Origin of the sequence: Dyella subtropica (genome assembly GCF_026283965.1) — a bacterium.
In the GTDB taxonomy this organism is placed as follows: Bacteria; Pseudomonadota; Gammaproteobacteria; order Xanthomonadales; family Rhodanobacteraceae; genus Dyella_D; species Dyella_D subtropica.
The window spans coordinates 23,491-44,423 of record NZ_JAPDPD010000009.1 but is presented as its reverse complement, the minus strand read 5'-3'; the positions used below and the strand labels follow the sequence as shown (position 1 = coordinate 44,423).

18 protein-coding genes and 2 pseudogenes are annotated in these 20,933 nt (G+C 59.9%); 7 read left to right on the top strand and 13 right to left on the bottom strand.

The features are described 5' to 3' along the window. The 7 genes and pseudogenes from OUZ45_RS09400 to OUZ45_RS09370 all read right to left on the bottom strand — a co-directional run bounded on the left by OUZ45_RS09400 (nt 1) and on the right by OUZ45_RS09370 (nt 4,071). Nucleotides 1-354 (bottom strand): gamma-glutamylcyclotransferase family protein, encoded by a 354-nt coding sequence (locus tag OUZ45_RS09400; protein ID WP_266169747.1) that lies wholly within the window; start codon nt 352-354, stop codon nt 1-3. Between the two features lie 109 nt (nt 355-463). After that, complete coding sequence (locus tag OUZ45_RS09395; RefSeq protein ID WP_323137540.1) at nt 464-667, bottom strand: tautomerase family protein; 204 nt, start codon at nt 665-667, stop codon at nt 464-466. A 149-nt stretch (nt 668-816) separates the two neighbouring features. Then, nucleotides 817-1,878 carry a GGDEF domain-containing protein gene (locus OUZ45_RS09390; RefSeq protein ID WP_266169745.1) on the bottom strand — a complete coding sequence of 354 codons (1,062 nt, stop codon included), beginning with the start codon at nt 1,876-1,878 and terminating at the stop codon, nt 817-819. A 179-nt stretch (nt 1,879-2,057) separates the two neighbouring features. Further along, nucleotides 2,058-2,555 (bottom strand): methyltransferase family protein, encoded by a 498-nt coding sequence (locus tag OUZ45_RS09385; protein WP_266169742.1) that lies wholly within the window; start codon nt 2,553-2,555, stop codon nt 2,058-2,060. 359 nt (nt 2,556-2,914) lie between these two features. Next, complete coding sequence (locus OUZ45_RS09380; protein ID WP_266169740.1) at nt 2,915-3,388, bottom strand: nuclear transport factor 2 family protein; 474 nt, start codon at nt 3,386-3,388, stop codon at nt 2,915-2,917. A gap of 97 nt (nt 3,389-3,485) precedes the next feature. Then, on the bottom strand, nt 3,486-3,770 hold the full coding sequence (locus OUZ45_RS09375) for an addiction module antidote protein (protein WP_266169738.1): 285 nt from the start codon (nt 3,768-3,770) through the stop codon (nt 3,486-3,488). 2 nt (nt 3,771-3,772) lie between these two features. Further along, a pseudogene (locus OUZ45_RS09370) lies at nt 3,773-4,071 on the bottom strand (type II toxin-antitoxin system RelE/ParE family toxin). Between the two features lie 235 nt (nt 4,072-4,306). Between OUZ45_RS09370 and OUZ45_RS09365 the strand changes: the two are divergent. The 4 genes from OUZ45_RS09365 to OUZ45_RS09350 all read left to right on the top strand — a co-directional run bounded on the left by OUZ45_RS09365 (nt 4,307) and on the right by OUZ45_RS09350 (nt 8,716). After that, nucleotides 4,307-5,518: a porin family protein gene (locus OUZ45_RS09365; protein WP_266169737.1), complete on the top strand. Its 1,212-nt coding sequence runs from the start codon at nt 4,307-4,309 to the stop codon at nt 5,516-5,518. Between the two features lie 9 nt (nt 5,519-5,527). Beyond that, nucleotides 5,528-5,956: a type 2 periplasmic-binding domain-containing protein gene (locus tag OUZ45_RS09360; RefSeq protein WP_266169735.1), complete on the top strand. Its 429-nt coding sequence runs from the start codon at nt 5,528-5,530 to the stop codon at nt 5,954-5,956. Nucleotides 5,957-6,015: 59 nt separating this feature from the next. Then, entirely contained in the window at nt 6,016-7,533 is a 1,518-nt protein-coding gene (locus OUZ45_RS20765; protein ID WP_323137538.1) for a methyl-accepting chemotaxis protein, read from the top strand. 262 nt (nt 7,534-7,795) lie between these two features. Beyond that, nucleotides 7,796-8,716, top strand: coding sequence for a hypothetical protein (locus OUZ45_RS09350; RefSeq protein WP_266169733.1), 921 nt, complete (start codon nt 7,796-7,798; stop codon nt 8,714-8,716). Between the two features lie 85 nt (nt 8,717-8,801). Here the strand turns inward: OUZ45_RS09350 and OUZ45_RS09345 are convergent, their stop codons facing one another. Further along, nucleotides 8,802-9,125, bottom strand: a complete 324-nt coding sequence (locus OUZ45_RS09345) for a cupin domain-containing protein (RefSeq protein WP_266169732.1) — start codon at nt 9,123-9,125, stop codon at nt 8,802-8,804. 718 nt (nt 9,126-9,843) lie between these two features. Between OUZ45_RS09345 and glpD the strand changes: the two genes are divergently transcribed. The 3 genes from glpD to glpK all read left to right on the top strand — a co-directional run bounded on the left by glpD (nt 9,844) and on the right by glpK (nt 13,841). Then, complete coding sequence (gene glpD / locus OUZ45_RS09340; protein ID WP_266169731.1) at nt 9,844-11,367, top strand: glycerol-3-phosphate dehydrogenase; 1,524 nt, start codon at nt 9,844-9,846, stop codon at nt 11,365-11,367. A 120-nt stretch (nt 11,368-11,487) separates the two neighbouring features. Further along, nucleotides 11,488-12,330 carry an MIP/aquaporin family protein gene (locus tag OUZ45_RS09335; RefSeq protein WP_266169729.1) on the top strand — a complete coding sequence of 281 codons (843 nt, stop codon included), beginning with the start codon at nt 11,488-11,490 and terminating at the stop codon, nt 12,328-12,330. A gap of 14 nt (nt 12,331-12,344) precedes the next feature. Further along, nucleotides 12,345-13,841: a glycerol kinase GlpK gene (gene glpK, locus OUZ45_RS09330; protein WP_266169726.1), complete on the top strand. Its 1,497-nt coding sequence runs from the start codon at nt 12,345-12,347 to the stop codon at nt 13,839-13,841. Nucleotides 13,842-14,584: 743 nt separating this feature from the next. Here glpK and OUZ45_RS09325 read toward each other — a convergent pair. The 5 genes and pseudogenes from OUZ45_RS09325 to OUZ45_RS09310 form a co-directional block, all read right to left on the bottom strand. Continuing rightward, nucleotides 14,585-14,875, bottom strand: a complete 291-nt coding sequence (locus tag OUZ45_RS09325) for a hypothetical protein (RefSeq protein ID WP_266169724.1) — start codon at nt 14,873-14,875, stop codon at nt 14,585-14,587. 294 nt (nt 14,876-15,169) lie between these two features. Then, entirely contained in the window at nt 15,170-15,550 is a 381-nt protein-coding gene (locus OUZ45_RS09320) for a hypothetical protein (protein ID WP_266169722.1), read from the bottom strand. Further along, nucleotides 15,547-18,444 (bottom strand): RHS repeat-associated core domain-containing protein, encoded by a 2,898-nt coding sequence (locus OUZ45_RS09315; RefSeq protein WP_266169719.1) that lies wholly within the window; start codon nt 18,442-18,444, stop codon nt 15,547-15,549. The genes OUZ45_RS09320 and OUZ45_RS09315 overlap by 4 nt, the downstream gene beginning before the upstream one ends. A gap of 1,200 nt (nt 18,445-19,644) precedes the next feature. Next, a pseudogene (locus tag OUZ45_RS20835) lies at nt 19,645-20,208 on the bottom strand (hypothetical protein); the annotation flags it as partial. Between the two features lie 294 nt (nt 20,209-20,502). Next, nucleotides 20,503-20,919: a hypothetical protein gene (locus tag OUZ45_RS09310; protein ID WP_266169718.1), complete on the bottom strand. Its 417-nt coding sequence runs from the start codon at nt 20,917-20,919 to the stop codon at nt 20,503-20,505. Nucleotides 20,920-20,933 lie beyond the last annotated feature (14 nt).

Here is a 20,933-nt window from a genome sequence, read left to right as displayed (position 1 = left end):
CTACGAGCCCGCAAGCGCAAAACGCGCGTCGACGTACACCCACGCCGACCTGTCTGAGGCGAGCTTCGCGAGTACACGTTTATAGGCTTCGACTTCGTACTCATCCGCCCTGGCGAGTTCCGCATCGGTGATCTCGAACACGGTGCCCTGGACGCGACTGGTCGCCCTTCCGTTGAACTTCACGATCGGATGATGTGTCTTGCCGCTCGTTGCCACGACATCGGGATCTTCGATAAGCAACATGGATTGCTCGAACCCGACGAGATCGTCTTGTTCGCCACACAGGAGCCTTCCAAAAGTGGATAACTGGACTTCTTCTTGCTGCAGGGTGCCGTAGGAAAAGAGTAAGGGCATAACTTTCGTGACTTAGGGAGAAGGCGGCATGCCTGGTGTCGACAACCGAGGCAACCAACCAGGTCGTACGACCTGGCCCGGGGCGAATCACTGGTTTGGCTTCGCAGACCTACGCTTGAGTTTGTTTCTTCCAATCATCCGTAAGCAGACCGGCGTAACCCCAGTCCTGCTCTTCGATCTCCTGGATGACGACATGCGTGTGCTCCGGCTTCTTGCCGAGCACCCGAACCAAGGAATCCGTAACGTCCTTCACGATCAGAGCCTTCTGCTCGCGTGTGGCGCCCTTGGTAATTTGAACGTTGACGTATGGCACGTGGATCCGCCTTTGGCATGGTTGATTTCTGAGCTGCTACATCCGACCACACGGAGTTGGCCGAAGTGTAACGGCGGCATGCTTTCACGGAGCAAGGCGTGCGGCAAGTGAGAAGCGTCCGCTACCCTCTGCTTTGTCTCTCTCGACTTTCACTCCTCCGGCAATTGCACCCGATTGCGGCCTTTGCGCTTGGCCTGCAACACGCAGGCATCAGCAGCGTTGAGGACCATTCGGAAATCCTCATAATCGTGGCTGGTCGCAACGCCGATGCTGACGGTGACGGGTAGTTCCTGCAGCGGTGACGCAACGGTTGCACTGCGTATGCGTTCGGCGATGGCGGCAGCCTCGGCCAACCCCACGCCAGGCAGCACGGCAATGAATTCCTCGCCGCCAAGGCGGCCGACCAGGTCGGCAGGGCGCACGGTACGTTCGATGATGCCGGCAAGATGGCGCAGCACCTGGTCGCCGCGGTCGTGACCGTGGCGATCGTTGATTTCCTTGAAGCGGTCGGCGTCGATGTAGAGCACGCTGAAAGGCTGCTGGTCGACACGGCAGCGCGCAAACAGGCGACGCGCCAACTGCAATACGCGGCGCCGGTTGGCCAGGCCGGTGAGCTCGTCGACGGTGGCGCTGCGGTTGAGCCGCAGTTCCAATTCGAAGTTGTGCCAGTGCAACCGGCTGTTGACCAGATACAGCACGGCGCCAGTACCGATCGACAAAGCCATGTAGAACATGAGACCGGGGCGGATCCACGCAGGCGTCTGGCTGTGCCCGAGCACCATGGCCATCGCCGTGACATTGATCACGCCGCCGATGATGAAATACGTCGTGCGCATCCACAGCATGGAGGAGGCGATCGCCACGATGATCACCGCGGGCGCCGCGTTGAGGAGCCCATGCGGACGCGAGGCGTTGTCGAACAACAGGCCCGCCAGCAACACCACGACGTGGCCCAGCGTGGCGAGCTGCAAGGTGATGTCATTCTCGGTTCGCCACACCACCCACGTCAGTACGACCAACACCGCCAGCGGCACGCTGCGTATCCAAAGCGGCGTGATCGCGGGGCTGGTGGTGTCGCCCAGCAACATGGTCAGCGCCAGCGCGACGGTGCCGGCGAGCAACAGCGTGCGTATCGCCGGTCGCTGCCGCCGGCAGACGTATTGCAGATAAGAGCCTTCGCTCAGCGTGTCCTCAATGGAGGATCTGATCATCGCTGCCCACCTTTACAAGCGCCGACGACACGGCCACGTGAAGTGGTGGCGCCTTTGGCTCGTTGATCAGTCTACGCTTCAGGCCCGGATGCCGTCTTATACCGCGTGCAAACACGCATCCGTACTTAGGTGTGGTCTTCTTGTGTCTTGCGTCGGAATGCCTGACCGATTTAGCCGGATTAAACAGCGCGCCGCGGGCGGCGTGGCAGCCAGCGATTGACGGATGCCTTGTAGCGCCGGTAGCTCTCGCCAAAGCGCCGCTCCAGCGCCGGCTCCTCGTGGAGCAGCGCGAACGCGTGCGCAAGCAGGGCGAATAAGCCGGCCACGGCCACCGCCGAAGGGGAACGCAGCATCAGTCCGGCACCGGAAATAACGGCGATGGCCCCCAGATACATCGGATTGCGCACGTAGCGGTAGAGACCAACCCCTACGAATTCCCGCGGCGCATCGAAGGGCGCAGGCGTACCCTGCCCGACCAGTGCAAACGCGCCGACGCACCATAAATCGATGACGGCGCCGACGATGGCGAGGAGAAGGCCGGGCACCTGCAACCAGACCGGAAGGTCCAGCCCCAAACGCGCATCCAGCGGACGCACAGAGGTCACCACCCACGCCCACAGCCATACGAAGCCACAGGCGCAAACGAAACCACGAACCACGGCCAAGAGCTTGAGCATCACACATGGCCCCCATGAATGCCCGCCACCGACACGATGCCGAGTCGCGGCTAGGTTGTTGCGCATGCGGGTATCGACAAGGTGACCTCGCGCATGCTGGGCGATGGTGCGTGAATAGGGCGTGCCCAAACACACCTGATTGACGTCGAATCTGAGCTACGCGAGCTCTAGGCTCCCTCCTCTGCTTGCAGGGGAGGGCTGGGGAGGGGTGGGTACTTGAGAAAGCGCTTCGGGTGGGGTTTTCGCGAGCCTCCCTCCCGACCTCACTTGCGACCGAAAGGAGTCCCCGTGGGACAAGCAAGGGGAGGAGACACAGCAGCGCCTAGCTGAGATTTGGCACTACTCAGAAATGCACCCGATCACAAACCAAGCTCGGAAAGCCCTGGATGATCGTCAGGGCGCCGCCCCAGCGGCCAGTGATACTTCCGCTCGTTCTCGCGAATGGGCAAGTCGTTGATGCTTGCGATGCGCTGCTGCATGAATCCATGCGCGTCGAACGCCCAGTTCTCGTTGCCGTACGAGCGAAACCATTGGCCTGAATCGTCACGCCACTCGTAGGCGAAACGGACGGCGATCCGATTGCCATGGAATGCCCACAGCTCTTTGATCAACCGATAGTCCAGCTCCCGATGCCACTTGCGGGTGAGGAACTGGACGATGGCATCGCGACCAGACAGGAATTCGGCGCGGTTGCGCCAAACGCTATCGGCCGTGTACGCGAGCGACACCCGTTCGGGATTACGCGTGTTCCACGCGTCCTCCGCCATGCGCACTTTACGCACCGCGGTCTCGGCGTCGAATGGCGGCAGTGGCGGCCTTGGTTCTTCAGTCATGCTCAGGTCCTGGTGTCTTGTGGGCAGCTAGGGGGCTAGGCTCACTTATTCTGCGCAGAAAGTGAACCTAACTCTGAGGTATTCCCGCCGGTCGCTGTTAGGCCGCGTGCAGCGTCAGACCCAGCGCACGAATCACGCGCATGATGGTGGTGAATTCTGGATTGCCTTCGGCCGACAGCGCACGGTAGAGGCCCTCGCGCGAGATTCCGGTGTCACGGGCCAACTGGCTCATGCCACGGGCGCGCGCAATGTCGCCAAGCGCGGCACGCACCAAGCTGCCGTCGCCCGGATCTTCTTCCAGGCATGCATCCAAATAGGCCGCCTGATCAGCCGCGGTGACCAGCTGGTCGGCGGCGTCCCATCGAGTGAACTTCTCTGCCATGATCAATCCTCCTTCCACTCGGCGGCAATCGTCAGCGCGCGATCAATGTCTGCCGACTGTGTACGCTTATCGCCACCTGCCAGCAGCACAACTACGACCGGGCCGCGCTGCATGAGGACACCCGATACCCGGGGCCGTAGTCGATACGCAGCTCGCTGACGCCCTTGCCTACCAGTTTCACATCGCCCGGGTTGCCGAGCGAAAGGCGACGGATGCGAGCGTTGATCCGCATCGCTGCCTGTTGATCCTTCAACCCGCTATACCAACGGCGAAACGTTTCGCTTTGCAGTATCTCGACCATGGGCGAAATGTAATCCATAGATCACATCATGCCAACCATAGGTTACACTGTAGCGCCGTAACGGGTGGCCGACATGCGGCGGAATGCATGGCGAAAAGCGGACGGAGCTAATTAAGCGCAACTAACTACCCACTTTCCGCGCCCAGCCACTTCTTCACGTCAATTTAAGATTTCAAAACGCTTGCCGATAAGTCCAACACGGAACTGGCTCCGTGTAGTTTGAAGGATTTTACGCATGCGTTTTCGTGTTCGGCGGGGCCTTGTGGCACCTGCTCTTCTCGCGCTGGCCATCTCGCAGGCCGCGTTCGCCGATGACGGCATCAGCTATCGCTTCTCCGGCTTCGGTACGGCCGGCTACGTGCAAACCAATACTGATGACCTCACCTTCCACAATCCAGGCCAGTTGAAGGGCGCCACTACCTCGGGCTCCGGGCGCGTCGATTCGCGTCTTGGCGCGCAGTTCGACCTCAGCCTCAATGATCAGCTCAGCGCCACCGTGCAAGGGCTGGCGCAGCAGAATGCCAAGGGCGATTTCCGGCCGAAACTGGAGTGGGCCTTCGTGCGTTACAAGCCGGTGGATGGCGTGAGCTTGCGCGTCGGCCGCCTGGGCTGGCCGGCTTATCTGGTCTCCGATTATCGCTATGTGGGTTATTCCAACCCGTGGCTGCGCGCTCCGCTGGAAGTGTATGACTTGGCGGCGCTCGATTATTTCGACGGCGCCGACGTCACCTGGACGCATGCGCTAGGTCCGGGCACGTTGTCGGTGCAGGTGCTGGGCGGCCATGCCACCTCCGATCTGCCGAACAGCACGCAGGCTGCCGCGCGTCTGCGCGTGAATCAGTTGTACGGCGGCTATGTCACGTATGACATCGGCGATTTCCATTTCCGCGGCGGTGCCAGCACGGCGCATGTGGATTACAACTCGCCGGCCGTCAATCCGCTACTCGCCGGTCTGCAGTTCGCCGGCTTCGCCTCGATCTCGCAATCGCTGGTGGCGCACAACAAGCGCACCACCTTCACCAGCTTCGGCGGCACCTACGATGCGCACAATATTCTCGCCACCGCGGAATACGGTTCGCTGCGTTCGTCCAGCTTCCTGGGCCGCGACAAGGGCTGGTACGGCACCCTCGGTTATCACTTCGGCACGTGGACGCCGTATGTGACCTATGCCGGCTACAACAAGCCCAGCCAACGCAACAACTACAACGTGCCGCCGATCGGGCCGCTGCTGCCGTTGTCGGCGGGCGTAGCCGCACTGACCGGCTCGTCTTCGCAGCACACCACCTCGGCGGGCGTGCGCTGGGACGTATACAAGAACATCGACATCAAGGCGCAGATCGATCACGTACTGCCCTCCGCCAATGGCGGCAATTTCGGCAACGTCTCGCCCAGCTATAACGGTCACGCGGTGAACGTGTATTCCGCCGTGGTCGATTTCGTGTACTGAGGAGGCGCCATGATTCGCACGATGATGAAGTGGGTCGCCGTGACGGCCCTCACCCTTGCGGTTGCACCCGCTTTCGCTGGCGTGGCGGTGATCGTTTCGGCCAAGAGCGATGCGGCGAAGATGAGCAAGGACCAGGTCGCCGACCTGTATCTGGGCAAATCCACCGCGTTTCCGGGCGGCGGCAGCGCCAAGCTGTTCGACCAGCCGGAATCCAGCGCGGTGCGCGAGCAGTTCTATCAGAAGCTCGCGGACAAATCGGCCAGCCAGGTGAAGGCGGTGTGGTCGCGCCTGATCTTCAGCGGCAAGGCCCTGCCGCCGAAGGAAGCGAGCAGCGATGCCGAGGTGAAGAAAGCGGTCGCCTCGGGCAACACCGCCGTGGGCTACATCGATGCCTCCGCCGTCGATGCCACGGTGAAAGTGGTGCTTACCTTGCCGTAACCGATAAGCGCGCGACCTTCGGGTCGCGCGCTTGGTTTGATGCCTGTCCGGATGGATCGATGAAGTTCAAGACACGAATTTTGATGTTGCCCACCATCACCCTGGTCTTGTTCGCCGCCGGGTGGACCGCCAGCTTCTATAAGGGCGCGGCGACGTCATCGCAGATGACCGCGCTGGAGTCGGTCGATTACCCCTACCTGGAAGGCGTCTCGCGCTTCCAGAACCTGGCCGCGCAGACCACGCAGACCGTGCAGGGCGCGGCGGCCGAAGGCGATGCGTCGCGACTCGATGACGTCGCGGCGATTGCCGAAAACGCCGAGCATACGCTGGCGCCGCTCGCGTCCTTGTCCGGCAAACATGCCGCCGTGGACAAATTGCGCGCGGCCTACCAGAACTATCACCAGGCCGCGCTTTCCGCCGCCAAGACCATGCTCGGCAAGCAGCAAGGTGATGTCCCCGCTTCACTGGCGACGATGCAGGCCGCGCAAAAGAACCTGGACGATCTGGTCGCCGCCGAATTGAAGGCCGCGCATCATGACGTGGAGACCCATTTGCAGGATTCACGCGCCGGCATTCGCAGCGGCCTCGCGATCAATGCCCTGTTCGGCTTGGCGGTCTTGCTGTCGCTGGGCTTGGGCGCGTTTTTTATCTTGCGCAGCGTGGCCCGTGAGCTGGGCGCCGAACCGGCGGATCTGCGCGAGCTGGTGGCGCGCGTGGCCGATGGCGATCTCGCCCTGCGCCTGACACATAGCGATGGCGACCGTTCGGTGTTGGCAACGCTGGCCGGCATGACGGCGAGACTGTCGGATATCGTGACGGAAATCCGCGCGGCGTCCGGCTCCGTCAGCCGTTCCGCGCAACAGCTGTCGCAAGGCAATGACGACCTCAGCCAGCGCACGCAAGAACAGGCATCAAGCCTGGAAGAAACCGCCGCGTCGATGGAGGAAATGACCTCCACCGTGAAACAGAACGCCGAGAACGCCGACAAAGCCAATCTGCTGGCGCGCGACGCGCGCACGCATGCGGAGAAAGGCGGCGAGGTGGTTTCGCAGGCGGTGGTGGCGATGGATGAAATCAGTAACGCCAGCCGCAAGATCGAAGACATCATCGGCGTGATCGATGAGATCGCCTTCCAGACCAATCTGCTGGCCTTGAACGCAGCGGTGGAAGCAGCGCGCGCGGGCGAACAAGGCCGTGGCTTCGCGGTAGTCGCCACCGAAGTACGCAACCTCGCGCAGCGTTCGGCGACGGCGGCGAAAGAGATCAAGGCGCTGATCGGCGACAGCGTGGAGAAAGTACGCACCGGCACCGAACTGGTGGACCGCTCCGGCAAAACGCTGGCGCAGATCGTCGGCAGCGTGCAAAAGGTCACCGACATCGTGGCGGACATCGCCGCCGCCAGCCAGGAACAATCCAGCGGCATCGATCAAGTGAGCCATGCGGTGACCCAGATGGACAACGTCACCCAGCAGAACGCGGCACTGGTGGAAGAAGCCGCCGCCGCCAGCCGCGATATGTTGGAACAGGCGAATCGGCTGGGAGAGCAGGTTGCTTATTTCAGGTTGGAGAGTGCTTAAGAGCCTGTCTTCGCCGACCTGACGGACAAGCCGTCCAGCAGTTTGATTTCCAATACGGATGCTTTTCAATCCTTCACAAATTGCCCGAGAGGCATGGTTCGACGCGAATTTCTGATCGCGCCTATGCGCTGGAATGTGCTGAAAGTACTGGGGCATACGGCATGCCTTCCCAGTATTCACTTGGCTAGAATGCGCGGCTCCAGCCAACTATGGAGAGGTTGAAGTGCGCGTTCGTTTTCTTGCTGCAGGGAATGATCATTCTATGAAGCCATTACAAGTCGCCGCGCTGGGCACGGCGGGTCTTCTGGCATTGTCCATCGCGTTGGCTGGCTGCAGCAGCAAGACCGAGCAAGGCGGCACAGTTGCATCCACCAGTCAGGAGCAACCGGCCGAGAAGAAAATGCGCCTGGTGGGGGAATTCAAATTCGTCAGGCACGTCAGCCAGGACGATTCCGGAACCACTGCCTCCAAGATGAAACTTTCCAAGGACGTTGAGCTGACGGCCGAAGGCAGCTTCTCGGAGCTCGTTACCATCGCCCCCGATCTTGCCGACGGCAGCATGCAATTCAACGTGGTGGATCCGGCAAGTCCGCACATCCATGCCACGGCGACCGAAAAGGGGCACATGGATCTCGACGATCCGGACGGCAATGGCATTGTCAAAAGCCATGAAGAGTCGGCCTTCAGCGGTTCGATCACCGAGTATCCAGAAGTTTCCATCAAACGGTCTCGACTCGGAGCGGGCGATGAAGTGTCGATCCGCTTGCATGCCAAGCTCGCCGGTAAAGCCCCGGTTGCCGCCACCATGAGCAATGGCGCCGTCGTGCAAAGTGAGGAGTTGGCGCAAGCTTCCTTGTTGGACAAGATCGACGGAGAGCCCGGCCAGCGCGAGTTCAAACTGGATTTGGACATGCTGCCCACGCTGGGTTCACGCCCAGAGGTCGATGCACACGGCGACCCCAATGACTCGGACAAGATGAGCCGCGACATGGAAATCAAGTTGGATCAGCAGTTGTACGACGCTATCAAGAAGGATCCGTCACTGCATTATCTCGGCCTGGTCACATCGCCTCAGCGCGACCACTGGGACTATACGGGCGAGATCTCTCCGGTGGGCAAGAATACCGGAAGCATCAAGTGGACCGAGTCGGTGCATCTCTCGATGCGGCTGGAAAAGCCCTGAAAATCTAGATTGATTGAGAGCATCACCCATCCCTCTCTCTTCCGGAGAGAGCGATGGGGGGCGCAACTTCGCAAGAAACTAGCCTTTATGCGCTGTAGTGCACCGCAAGCCACACCGTGGGCTGAGAGGGGTCGATCCACTCCACACGATGCCGGCGGTGCGGCGGAATATCCACGAAGTCACCCGCTCGAAGGTGAAGCGCAACGGGCTCGTCCTCGAACCTCAACCTCGCCCCACCCTTCACCACCATCACCCATTCGCCCTGCGGCTGGTCGTACCAGAACCCCGGCGGGCTGGCCTGACCAAGCGAGACGATCTGCTCGATCCTGATGCCCGGACGGGAGAGCAATTCGGTGATGCGCTCCTCGGCGCTTGCGTCGGGAAGATCGGTGAAAATGTTCGAGATCATGAGCATGTCCTCGCCACTATAGGGGCGCACCGTGTGCGCGAACGCCATTTTACGGCGGTGTCAGAAAGTGCATTCGCCCACAGGGTGGGCTCCTACAGTTCAAAGTCGTTCGCCTGCTCCGAATTGACAGACACCCGCGCGAACGCGTTCCGGCGATCCCCGCAACAACCGAGTGTCATAGCTAACGCAGCGGAGGAATCAGCGCGGGCCTGCCACGCAGCTGTTCGCTCCCATCGAAGCGCGCCCTGAAGCTCGGCCTCGATCGGCGAAGAGCCTCTTCAGGTCCTCCTTGCGCCCTTGCGCGGCGAAACCCGGTCCGATCTTGAAAACGCGGGTCCGCTTGGCCACAGTAGGCCAAGGCGCGTCGAGCTGGAACAGATCCATATAGTCCGCCCCCCGAGTCCCATTGGCGAGCCTCGCGCACCACCGGATCGACCGCGGCAAGCCATACATCCGCTGCATTGGCAATGATTGGAGATCCGCTCAGCATGGCGCATAAAGCCCAAACGACATACGCCGCTGGCAAGCGCCGAGACTTCATCCGTAAATCCATTGACCACCTCCGATGAATCAACGCCGCAGAGCACAACAGCGCCAGGTTCAGCGAAATGCCGGTCGCCAGTTTGCACGAAACGCACGAAACGGGGCCCGGCTCACTTATCCCGCACAGAAAGTGAACCTGACCGCGATTTCGAAGAGCCAGTCCACGGGATGAGCGATGACTGAGCAGTTCGATTTACTGGTAGTCGGCGGCGGCATCAACGGCGTCGGCATTGCGCGGGACGCCGCCGGACGGGGCTTGTCGGTGTGCCTGTGCGAGCGTGACGACCTGGCCGCGCATACCTCCAGCGCCAGTACCAAGCTGATCCACGGCGGCCTGCGTTATCTGGAGCAGTACGAATTCGCCCTGGTGGGCAAGGCCCTGGCCGAGCGCGAAGTGTTGCTGCACGCCGCGCCTCACATCATCTGGCCGCTGCGTTTCGTGCTGCCGCACCAGTCGCATCTGCGACCGGCCTGGATGATCCGATTGGGCTTGTTTCTCTACGACAACCTCGGGCGCGGCCGGCGTACCTTGCCGAAGTCGCGGCGTGTCTCCTTGAAACGGCACAAATCGGGACTCCCCCTGCGCGACGAGTTTCATATCGGCTTCGTCTACTCCGATGCCTGGGTGCAGGATGCGCGCCTGGTGGTGCTCAATGCGATGGATGCGATGGAGCGCGGCGCGACGATCTTCACGCACACGCGTTGTGTGAGTGCGAGCCGCGATGCGGATGGCTGGACCGCGCAACTGGAATCGGCGCGTGGCGAGCTGTCGACCATCCGCGCCAAGGCCCTGGTCAACGCCACCGGTCCGTGGGCAGTGCAGTTCCTCGATGAGGTTGCCAAGGTAGCGCACGATCATGCGCTGCGCCTGGTCAAGGGCAGCCATATCGTGGTGCCGCGGCTGTTCGAGCATCCCTACGCGTACATCTTCCAGCAACCTGATCGCCGTATCGTGTTTGCGATTCCCTACGAACACGACTTCACCTTGATCGGCACGACCGACCTGGACTACCACGATGATCCGTCCGCGCCACACATCAGCGACGAAGAAACGCGCTATCTGTGCGACGCGGCGAATCGCTACTTCAAGCGCAGCATTGCACCGACCGACGTGGTGTGGAGCTATAGCGGCGTACGCCCGCTGCTGGACGATGAAGCCGGCAACGCTTCGGAAGTCACGCGCGATTACCTGCTCGAACTCGATGAGCATGCCGCGCCGCTACTCAACGTCTTCGGCGGCAAGCTGACCACCTACCGCAAGCTGGCGGAGGAAGCGATGGATCGTCTTGCGCCGGTGTTTCCGGATGCATCGGAGGCATGGACATCCAAAGACCATCCGCTACCTGGTGGCGAACGGCGGGACATGAGCGCCTTGCAGCGGGAGTTGCAAGCAGCGCACCCGTGGTTGCCCGAGACGATGGCGTGGCGCTTGGTGCACAGCTACGGCAGCCGCACCACACGCATTCTTGGACAAGCTCATTCGCTGCGAGACCTGGGCGAACATTTCGGTGCGGATCTGTATCAGGCCGAAGTGGATTACCTGCGTGCACTGGAATGGGCGGTGGATGCCACCGACATCCTTTGGCGTCGTAGCAAGCTCGGCTTGCGACTCCAGCCAGAACAAGTGGATCGCTTGACCGCTTATCTCGCCGACGCGCCGCCACGCCGCGCCTCACCGCTTGAAAGCGCTCCTGCCTGAGAGAGCAAAGCAAGAGCAACGCCAACATCGTCACCGAGGGAGGAGAACCATGTCGTACCACGCAGTCCGCCAGTTCATCGCCGTGCGAATCCCGGATACACAGCTGCCGGAGACACAGCCATGAGCCGGCAAGATATCGGCGAGCTGATTTCAGAAGCGCTCGCCACCTTCATCATCCTCGCCTTGGGCGACTCGGTCGCGTGCATGTACGTGTTGTATGACCCAAGTCCTTACGCGAATGCGTATTGGGGCGTGTGCATCGCCTGGGGCCTGGCGGTGACCCTTGCCATCTACGTGACTGGATCGGTCTCCGGTACACACGCCAATCCGGCCGTCACGCTGTCGTTGGCGCTGTTTCGTGGGTTTCCGTGGAAGAAGGTGATTCCCTACTGCATCGCGCAAGTGATAGGTGCGTTCCTCGGTGCGGCCGTCGTATACCTGCTGTTTTCGCCGGTGATTGATCACTACAACCAAGTGCATCAGCTCACCCGCGAAGCCGGCGGCGCGGCGGGCGTGTTCTTCACCCATCCCGGCTTGGCGATTACGCCGATGCATGCGCTGCTCGACCAGGTCGTGCTCACCGCGTTCCTGCTATTGGGCATCTTCGCCATCACCGAGCAGCACAACGAAATGGCGCCGGGCGCCAATTCGGGCGCGCTGATGATTGGTTTGCTGGTGGCCACCATCGGCGCATCCATGGGTTATCTCGAAGCCTGGGCCATCAATCCCGCGCGCGACTTCGGGCCGCGCCTGTTCGCTTATTTCGCTGGCTGGGGTTCTTCCGCGTTGCCGGCACCGGACAACTACTGGTGGATACCCATCGTCGGTCCGCTGATCGGTGGCGTGATCGGTGCTGCTGCCTATCAATGGTTGGTGTATCCGTTCTTGCCTGCACGCAACCGTGCGCTGCAATCGCAACCGGTCGATGCGCCGAAGCGCGTGGTAGCTGACCCAACTGTTTGAACAGGAGTTGTTTCATGGACAAGACATACATCCTGGCTATCGACCAGGGCACGACCAGCTCGCGTGCGATCCTGTTCGATCGTGCCGGCAGCATTGTCGGCACCGCGCAGCGCGAGTTCGGGCAGATCTTTCCGCAACCGGGCTGGGTGGAGCACAACCCGCGCGAGATCATGACCAGCGTACTCACCACCATTACCGAGGTGATGAACAACGCACAAGTCGATGCGCGCGCGATCGCCGGCATCGGCATCACCAATCAGCGCGAGACCGCGGTGGTGTGGGACAAAGCGACCGGCCAGCCGATCTATAACGCGATCGTGTGGCAATCGCGCCAAACGCGCGAGATTTGTGATGAACTCATCGCAGCCGGTTACGACAAGATGGTGCGTGCAAAGACCGGCCTGCTGATCGATGCGTATTTCTCCGGCACCAAGGTGAAATGGATCCTCGATCGCGTCGAAGGTGCACGCGAGCGCGCCAAGCGCGGCGAACTTCTGTTCGGCACCATCGACACCTGGCTGATATGGAACCTCACTGGCGGCAAGGCACATGTCACGGATTACACCAATGCCTCGCGCACCTTGATGTACAACATCCACGAGCGTCGCTGGGATGATGATCTGCTGCAAATGCTCGACGTGCCGCGCGCCATGCTGCCCGAGGTGCGCTCATGCAGCGAGATCTACGGCAACACCCTGGGCCAGCATTTCTTCGGCCATGAAGTGCCGATCGCCGGTGTGGCCGGTGACCAACAGGCGGCCTTGTTCGGCCAAGCCTGCTTCGAGCCCGGCATGGCGAAGAACACCTATGGCACCGGCTGCTTCATGCTGATGAACACCGGCGATAAGGCGGTCGCCTCCAACAACGGCCTGCTCACCACCATCGCCTGGGGCGTGGACGGCAAGGTGGAGTACGCGCTGGAAGGCTCCATCTTCGTAGCCGGCTCCGTCATCCAATGGTTGCGTGACGGCCTGCGCATGCTGGGCAGGGCGAGCGACTCCGAGGAATACGCAGAGCGCGCCCAATCCAACGAAGGCGTCTACGTAGTGCCCGCTTTCGTCGGACTCGGCGCACCGTACTGGCGCAGCGATGTGCGCGGCGCCGTGTTCGGCCTTTCGCGCGGCACCAGCAAGGAACATTTCATTCGCGCCGCGGTGGAATCGATGGCATACCAAACGCGCGATGTGCTCGCCGCCATGGAAAGCGATGCCGGCTTGACGCTGAAGGAGTTGCGCGCCGACGGCGGGGCCATCGCAAACGGTTTCCTGGGGCAGTTTCAGAGCGACATTCTCAACGTGCCCGTGCTGCGACCGAAGGTGGCCGAGACCACGGCGTTGGGTGCTGCTTATCTGGCCGGCCTTGCGACGGGCTTCTGGTCCAGCCGCGAAGACATCGCGCGCCATTGGGCAGTTGATCGCCGCTTCGAACCCGCTATGCCCGAGACCCGCCGCGAAGAGCTTTACGCGGGGTGGAAGCAGGCTGTGCAGGCAACGATGGGCTTCAAAATTTGACGGGTTGTTTTGAGCGAGGGCCAACCTCGCCTCGAAGCTCTTCTATGCGACGTAGGTTGGTGGTGAGCATCAGCAAACCCCAACATGGTTGCCATGCAAAACGGGCCAGGTTCACTTATCCCGCACAGAGGGTGAACCTGACCACGATTTAGTTGCTCATGTTTTCAGAAACTTGACGCAGATGAACAACGATAGTGGCCAGCAAAGTAAATAGAAGTACGGACCAGTCCACACCCTTTCCGCCGCACCATGACCTTGAAGAAATAGAACGATTAGGAAAGCAATGAGCATTCCTAAAAAGGCCATGGCGTTCGCGGCGAACACAAACTTGATAATGCGATATGCGTTCTTCATTGGTTGCCACACCCGCAGGAAGTCAAACTGCTTTCCATAACTGTACCCGTACCAGCCGTTACCCCGGCTCCTAGCTCAACCCCAGCGAAATAAGGGGTCAGAGACATTGATCTTTGCTCATCGACTGGCTGCCAGCACATCACATCGCCGCATGTCAGAAAATGTCTCTGACTCCTTTTCTGACCGATCACAGCGCCGGCGCGACCGTCGGCGATCAGCTGCAGCGGGGCTTTGCCGTCAAATATGGCGAGTGGTTGATAGCCCCTCGACCGCTTTGTCATGGCCGCCGGACACCGCTTCTGCAACCAATACAACTCGCTCTACATCTCTCGCAAATGTCCGCAGAGGCATAGTCGTCACCGCTTCTACCGAACCTTATGACCTGGAGGTCAGTTAGCCACCACTTCGCCTACATACGCGAGCAGAGGCGAAATTTCCGTCAAGGAATACACCGCTGCACGTTCGTCGCTTTGAAGTATGGACTCACTGAACTCCAGGTCGTCGAATAGGTCTCCGACAACGAGTTGTTCCGGCACGTTATCCATATCGTATTTTTCTGTACTAGAAACAGCCAAGTACATTTGATTGCTCAGCGGGATCGTCTCTATGCCATCAGCCAACAGCTGATCAAGAATCCTGTTGGTGGCCTCTTTAATTTTCTTGATATCAATAGACCGCACCACCTAATCCTCGCCGTGCTGTGCGCGACATTTCGCCAATTCGTTTTCAAAGCTCCTGATATCTGTCACGAGCTTAGAGATCCTGCCCTGGTACATCTTTTCTTGCTTCCACAGTGGGGCGGATGCAAGTCGACCATCATCCAAATAAGGGGTCAGTAAATAAGGCAGTAAATAAGGGGTCAGAGACATTTATCTGCGAACTCGATCCAGGCCAGAAAATGTCTCTGGCCCTTTCTGCATAGAAAATGTCTCTGACCCCTTTCTCTAGAAAATGTCTCTGACCCCTTTTTCCCCTCAAAGACCCCAACGTGAAATAAGCTCTTTTACGTGTCTCGCATTGCCCTCTGAAGGATGTCTGTGATAGTAGGTCATGACATCCTTTCTTGCCTTCACATCTCCGGCATCACCAAGACGCTCAAGCCACGAAATCCCTTGCTGATCATCCCCTCGGTAGAGCATGTAATAGTCAACCAGTTGATTAATAGATTTAACATCACCTCGCGCAGCCCGCTCTTCAACGATGGGAAGTTCAGTCTGGCTGATAAAGAAGCGCTCTCCAGGCGTAGGCGCCACCTCAACTTGAGAGGCGGACACAGTGCAACCAAACAAAAGACAAGAAAATAGACTTAAAGTTATTCCGTACCAAACCGCGTTGCGTGCTCGCAAAATTATCATGGAAAGGTCCTCATTGTTCCTGGATCACTTGTATCCATCTCCGCCTTTCCTGAACCATCGAACTTTTTCCCGAAGATCTGGGTTGGACCATTAGATGCCGGAGCTTGGTTGTACCACGTGTAGCTAGTAGGTGCCGTGACACTCGGAAATGCTTTGGTTTTGCTTATATCTTCTGCAATGGTGTTATCACCCATTCCTGTTCGACAAGAGTAAAGAACGACGGGCATATCACCGGTGCACCCCTCTGACTTCAGAAGATCAACAATTTCCTTGGCATCACCCAACTTCTTTGTTGTGCCATCCCTGGAGTCATAGATGAAACTCGGATTCCCGTGAGAATAGACCAAGCACTTTCCAGGGTCGTCTTTGTATTCTTTGGCTCGCTGCAGAAGTATCGAATCATTAGGTCCGAAAAGAATAACTTTCCTTAGACCAAGGGGGTCAACGCCACCGAGCGGATCAGAGTCAACATAGGCATAGGTGTTCCGACCACCCCGTTGCCCGATCGGATCGCTCTGCCGATACCGCCCCGTGAACGGATCATAGTCACGCTGCTGGTTGTAGTACTGTCCGCTTTCCAGGTCGTAGTACTGCCCCGGGAAGCGCAGATTGAAGGTGTAGCCGTTGCTGGACGTCGGCTGCTGCTCCCCAAACGGATTGCCCTGATAGGCCCACTGCCAGATCACAGCACCGGTAGCATCCGTGATCGCACGCGGCGTATTGAGCCCATCCGCATGCACATAACTCACCGTGCTGGTGGTGCCTGTGGTGTCGACCACCGCCACTGGCACGTTATCGAGCCAGATGTAGTCGCGACTAGCCGACCCGTATTCGCCAATCAGCTGACTGCTCTCGTCGTACGCAAACCGCTGACTGACCGCCTGCGGGAACGTCACGCTCTTGGCGATGCGCTGCCCCAGCGCGTTGTAGCTGTAGCTGGCGACGGTCTGCCCGTTGCGCTGCACCACCGTCATCCGGTTGCGGCCGTTGTAGCCGTAGCCCCAGGTATCGCCACCCGCCGCGCTGCCGGTGGTGTTGCCGTTGGCATCGTAGCTGCGCGCACTGGTGCCGATGCTGGTGAGCCAGTGCGTGCCGCTCTGGTAGCCGTACGTGCCGGTGGCCAAGCCGCTGGCGGTCTTGCTCAACCGATCCCCGGTCTTGCTGTAGGTGTACGCCTCGATCGCGGCGCCACTGGCGTTGTTGACGCCGGTGAGGCGGTACAACGGGTCGTAGCCGTAGCTCTCGGTGGCGGGGTTGGCGCCGGGGGCACTGCCCAACGCCGTCGGGTTGCCCATCGCATCCCTAGCGAAGTGCAGATTGAGCGCCGGGCTGGTGACGTCAGTCAGCACGTAGTTGGCGTCGTAGCTGCGGGTGACGGTCTGGCCGTTGCCCAGGGTGTAGCTCGCAATCGGACCGAACGGGAGATAGGTGATGCCGCTGACGGCCGTGCCGGCCGAGGTACCCGGCGGGGTGACTGTCACGGTGGTGATTCGCCCGGCGCCATCGCGCGTGTACTGCGTGGCGGTCGTGCTCGGCGCGATCACGCTGCCGAGACGATCGCCCAAGGTGTAGCTGTACTGGGTCACGTCGGTCTGTGTGGCCTGCGCTTGGCGCTTCTGGATGACGTTGCCACGCGCGTCGTAGCAGAACACGGTGGTCACGGCGTTCTCGATCACTCGGGTCAGGCGGCCGACCGGAGACGAACTGCTGCACCCAGTGACGCTGTTGGCCTCGTCGTAGGTGTAGCTGACGTTGAGCGTGGGGTCGGTGTAGGTGGTGGCGAGGCGGCGGTTGAGCGCGTCGTAGCTGGACGTGCTGACATTGCCCTTGGCGTCGGTCTGCTGCGTGCGGTTGCCGACGGCATCGACGACGTACGCCGTGGTGCCGGTGTCCGGGCTGTGCACGGCCTTGGGGTTGCTCAGACCGTCGTAATCGTAGGTGGTGTTGAGGCCATCCGGATCGCCCACGCCCAGCAGCTGGTCGCGCGCGTCGTAGGCGAACACGCTCTGGGTGTTCTGGGTGGCGCTGTCGGTGCCGCTGTAGTTGTCCAGCGTGCTGACCAGCCGGTTGAGACCGTCGTAGCCCTGCTTGCGTTGGATGCCCAGCGCATCGGCGGTGTGGACCAGGTTGCCGTTGGCGTCGTAGCTGTCGGTGAAGCTGGCGTTGAAGACGGTGTGGCTCAGGCCGTCGGTGAGGCCGGTGAGTTGGCCCAGCGTGTTGTAGGTGCGCGACAGGCTCTTACGCAGGGTGCCGCTGCTGTCATACACCTGCTCGGCGGTTTTGTTGCCGGCGGCATCGAGCGTGTACTGGATGTAGTTGCCCAGGGCATCGGTGACGCGAGTCAAGCGATGCGCCGCGTCGTAGGTGGTGCTGACGGTGACGTTGTCGGGATCGGTGATCGAGGCTACCGCGCCGTAGGGCGTATAGGTGAAGCGCATGATGGCGCCACCGACGCTGCGCGAGGCCAGCCAGCCGCGCGGCGTGTAGGTCAGGTCGGTGTTGACGCAGTTGGTGTCGGTGAGGCGGGTGATGCGCCCGGCGCCATCGTAGGAGGCGATGGTGGTGACGTGACCCAGCGCGTCGGTGACAGTGTGCAGGTCGCCTGCTTGGTAGCAGGCCGCACCAGGCGTACCGCAACTCACCGCACTGCTGCTCAGGTAGTAGCTGTAAGTGGCCGTTTGGGTCAGGTCGGTGCGCGGACCGGTGACGCTGAGCAGCAGGCCAATGATCGGGCACTGGGTGCTGTCGACGGCGGTGCAGTAGGTGTAGGTCCAGCGGCGGACGCCCGCCGGGACTACACCCGTGGGGGCACAGGTGTAGCTGCTGGCCAGCGCGGGGTCGATTTCGCAACGGGCCAGGGTTTGGCCCATCGAGGAGTAAACCCATTGAATCAATGCGACCGAGCCTCCCGCTGCGCCCGTCACACGGCGCTGATCTGGTAGGCGAAACCTCGTGTCCCAGATCGTATCAACCGTTCGTTGGGCCGAGGTCCCTCTGGCATCGACGCGCTGGGTCTCTAACCCCCGCGCATCATCGTACGCATAGGCAGTGGTAACACCGTTCCAGTCTGTACTGCCCTGCAAGTAGCCGACCGAATCATAGGTAGTGCTAGCTTCAGCACCACAGTCTCGACACACGGGACCACTAATCGTACTGATCTTCTGCCGCCCGTTGACCGTGACAAAATGATAAGTACGAACTGTCCCCAAGGCATCAGTGACAATGGGGTTAGCAGGGTCCTGGTAGTTGACAGATGCTGCCGAAACACCAAGTCCGCCAGCGGAGGCGAGCCCTCCAAATGCGCTTGCCGTGGCGAAGCCGCTCGTTGCGTCATACGCGATAGCCGCAAACTTTTGCAAGTTTTCATCGATGACGCCTGTCAAAGCGCTTGGATGATTTGCATCGGTGTATTGATATTGCTTATAGGTAGCCGGACTTGTCGGATAAGTAACTTTAGCCAGGTTATAAAGATTGTCGTAGCTGTACTGAATGATCCCGTCTGGTGTTGTTACGCTCTGCAACAGCGGATTACTCCCGCCACTGTAAGTGAAAGACAAGCTCCGACCATAGCTGTCCGTCACAGTAGCCAGCAGACCGTTGCTGTAATTCAGTGTCTGCGCATAACCACCACGGTAGGTGATGGATTGCGGCACCCCATTGATATCGTAGGTCTCGACCGAATCATCCTCGGCAGTCAGCACGTAACCGGTTGATGAGGCGGTCAGCTTGATGGGCACATCGCTGTTCGTGGTGCATACGCCGGCCGTACAGTTGAACGCATAAAGGCTGCCGTCAGGCCGTTGTACAGCAACCCCTTTGGTAACTATCGACACACCGGTCTGCCACGCAGCATTGGGATCTGCGCTGTAGACCGCGACAGATTGACCATTAGAGAGCTGACATGCGTTGGTGCTTGCGTTATATCCGCTGACCGAGACGCCAGACAAAGTCGGGTCGCTCGCCGCTATTTGACCCAACCCTTGCACACAAGCATCACTGGGGTTGCTATAGATATTTGAGACGTATTGAACCTGCGCAGGCGGCACTGGCAGCGCACTTTCAATGGGAACGATGCGTCGCCCCGTGAAGTTATGGCGCCAGCCTGGACCCAAGTCGCTATTGGTAGGGTCGACGCTGTTATAGCTGCGAACCAACTTCAGAAGCCCATTTCCCGACTCGTAATCCGCTTCTGCCTGATACTCATCACCACTGCCAGGGAGAATGGGCTCGCCCGTAGCCACAATGCCCGTCTTTGCATTGCCGCTGCACTGGCAACCACCCTGGGTGGGCAAGGGGCCCTTGGCAACGTAGTAGCCGGCGGATACGCAAGCCTCGTTGGCTAAATCCAGGTGGTAACCGGTATTGCAGACTAACCCGCTAATACCTCTTAAACAGTTACCATCACCGCTCACCCCATAATAATGTTGGACGACACCTCCAGACACCACCGAGGAAGATACGAGAGCCAGCTTGGGGTAGTTGCCCGCACAAGCCCAGGGAAAATCCCTATATGCCTGGGCAGCATTTAAGGCGATGGCACCACCAACACTTGGAAAGAAAGGTGGATTCCAAGCGTAACCATTCGTGGGCACACCGGTTGACCACGCTTGATCAGCCCATGTCTTACTCGTAGGCACGCACAGGGCCAAGAGGACCATCACAGCCAGCAGACTGGCTCGCATCCGAGCGCGAGGGCCGCTGGTGACTGACGCGGAGAAGACGCTGCGCACAAAGATGAAGAGCACGAACCACGTGCTCCGAAGGAGTTCCATTTCAGCCCCCCCTAGGCTTCTTGCGATTGGTCGGTTCACAGGCTCGGCAACGCGGTGGATGATGCGATTTTTAGCAAGCCGGCGTATCGGGATACTGCGTGTTGGTCACGGGACACAACGGGACCAGGCTCATTTATCTCGCTCAGGAAGTGAACCTGACCCCGATTTCCACCCTCAATGCTATGGCGCGATAGATCTTGTCTCTACGGAGGGAATATTGATTCCCTCAATCAGGCGAAGCCTGCCGTCCACGCCAAAGGAAAGCCTGACTATTCGATCGTTCTCGTCTGACGTCGACGTCGAGCCACACTTCTTCAGGAAGTAGCTAAGCGTGTAACCAATGACGCGATCCGACTCCTTGGCTTTGTCATTCAACTCCAACGAGGGACGGCCCAGGGAACTGATTACACTCTCCCGAGTATCGCCAAGCTGGAGATTCTTGACCTTTGCAAGGATCTCGTTTGCTTGTTCGGTCTTCATCTCGGTACAACTGCCCACAGCATCTTGCTTTTGCGATGCATTGTCTGCCGTCATGGTTGAATGGCTTCCACATCCTGCGAGAGAGAGAGCCATGATCACAAAAGTGGCGTATCTCATGAGATTTTCATTCC

Coding starts and splice junctions, on each gene's coding strand:
- OUZ45_RS09400 (WP_266169747.1), bottom strand. CDS start 354: ATGCCCTTACTCTTTTCCTACGGCACCCTGCAGCAAGAAGAAGTCCAG.
- OUZ45_RS09390 (WP_266169745.1), bottom strand. CDS start 1,878: ATGATCAGATCCTCCATTGAGGACACGCTGAGCGAAGGCTCTTATCTG.
- OUZ45_RS09385 (WP_266169742.1), bottom strand. CDS start 2,555: ATGCTCAAGCTCTTGGCCGTGGTTCGTGGTTTCGTTTGCGCCTGTGGC.
- OUZ45_RS09380 (WP_266169740.1), bottom strand. CDS start 3,388: ATGACTGAAGAACCAAGGCCGCCACTGCCGCCATTCGACGCCGAGACC.
- OUZ45_RS09375 (WP_266169738.1), bottom strand. CDS start 3,770: ATGGCAGAGAAGTTCACTCGATGGGACGCCGCCGACCAGCTGGTCACC.
- OUZ45_RS09365 (WP_266169737.1), top strand. CDS start 4,307: ATGCGTTTTCGTGTTCGGCGGGGCCTTGTGGCACCTGCTCTTCTCGCG.
- OUZ45_RS09360 (WP_266169735.1), top strand. CDS start 5,528: ATGATTCGCACGATGATGAAGTGGGTCGCCGTGACGGCCCTCACCCTT.
- OUZ45_RS20765 (WP_323137538.1), top strand. CDS start 6,016: ATGAAGTTCAAGACACGAATTTTGATGTTGCCCACCATCACCCTGGTC.
- OUZ45_RS09350 (WP_266169733.1), top strand. CDS start 7,796: ATGAAGCCATTACAAGTCGCCGCGCTGGGCACGGCGGGTCTTCTGGCA.
- OUZ45_RS09345 (WP_266169732.1), bottom strand. CDS start 9,125: ATGATCTCGAACATTTTCACCGATCTTCCCGACGCAAGCGCCGAGGAG.
- glpD (WP_266169731.1), top strand. CDS start 9,844: ATGACTGAGCAGTTCGATTTACTGGTAGTCGGCGGCGGCATCAACGGC.
- OUZ45_RS09335 (WP_266169729.1), top strand. CDS start 11,488: ATGAGCCGGCAAGATATCGGCGAGCTGATTTCAGAAGCGCTCGCCACC.
- glpK (WP_266169726.1), top strand. CDS start 12,345: ATGGACAAGACATACATCCTGGCTATCGACCAGGGCACGACCAGCTCG.
- OUZ45_RS09320 (WP_266169722.1), bottom strand. CDS start 15,550: ATGATAATTTTGCGAGCACGCAACGCGGTTTGGTACGGAATAACTTTA.
- OUZ45_RS09310 (WP_266169718.1), bottom strand. CDS start 20,919: ATGAGATACGCCACTTTTGTGATCATGGCTCTCTCTCTCGCAGGATGT.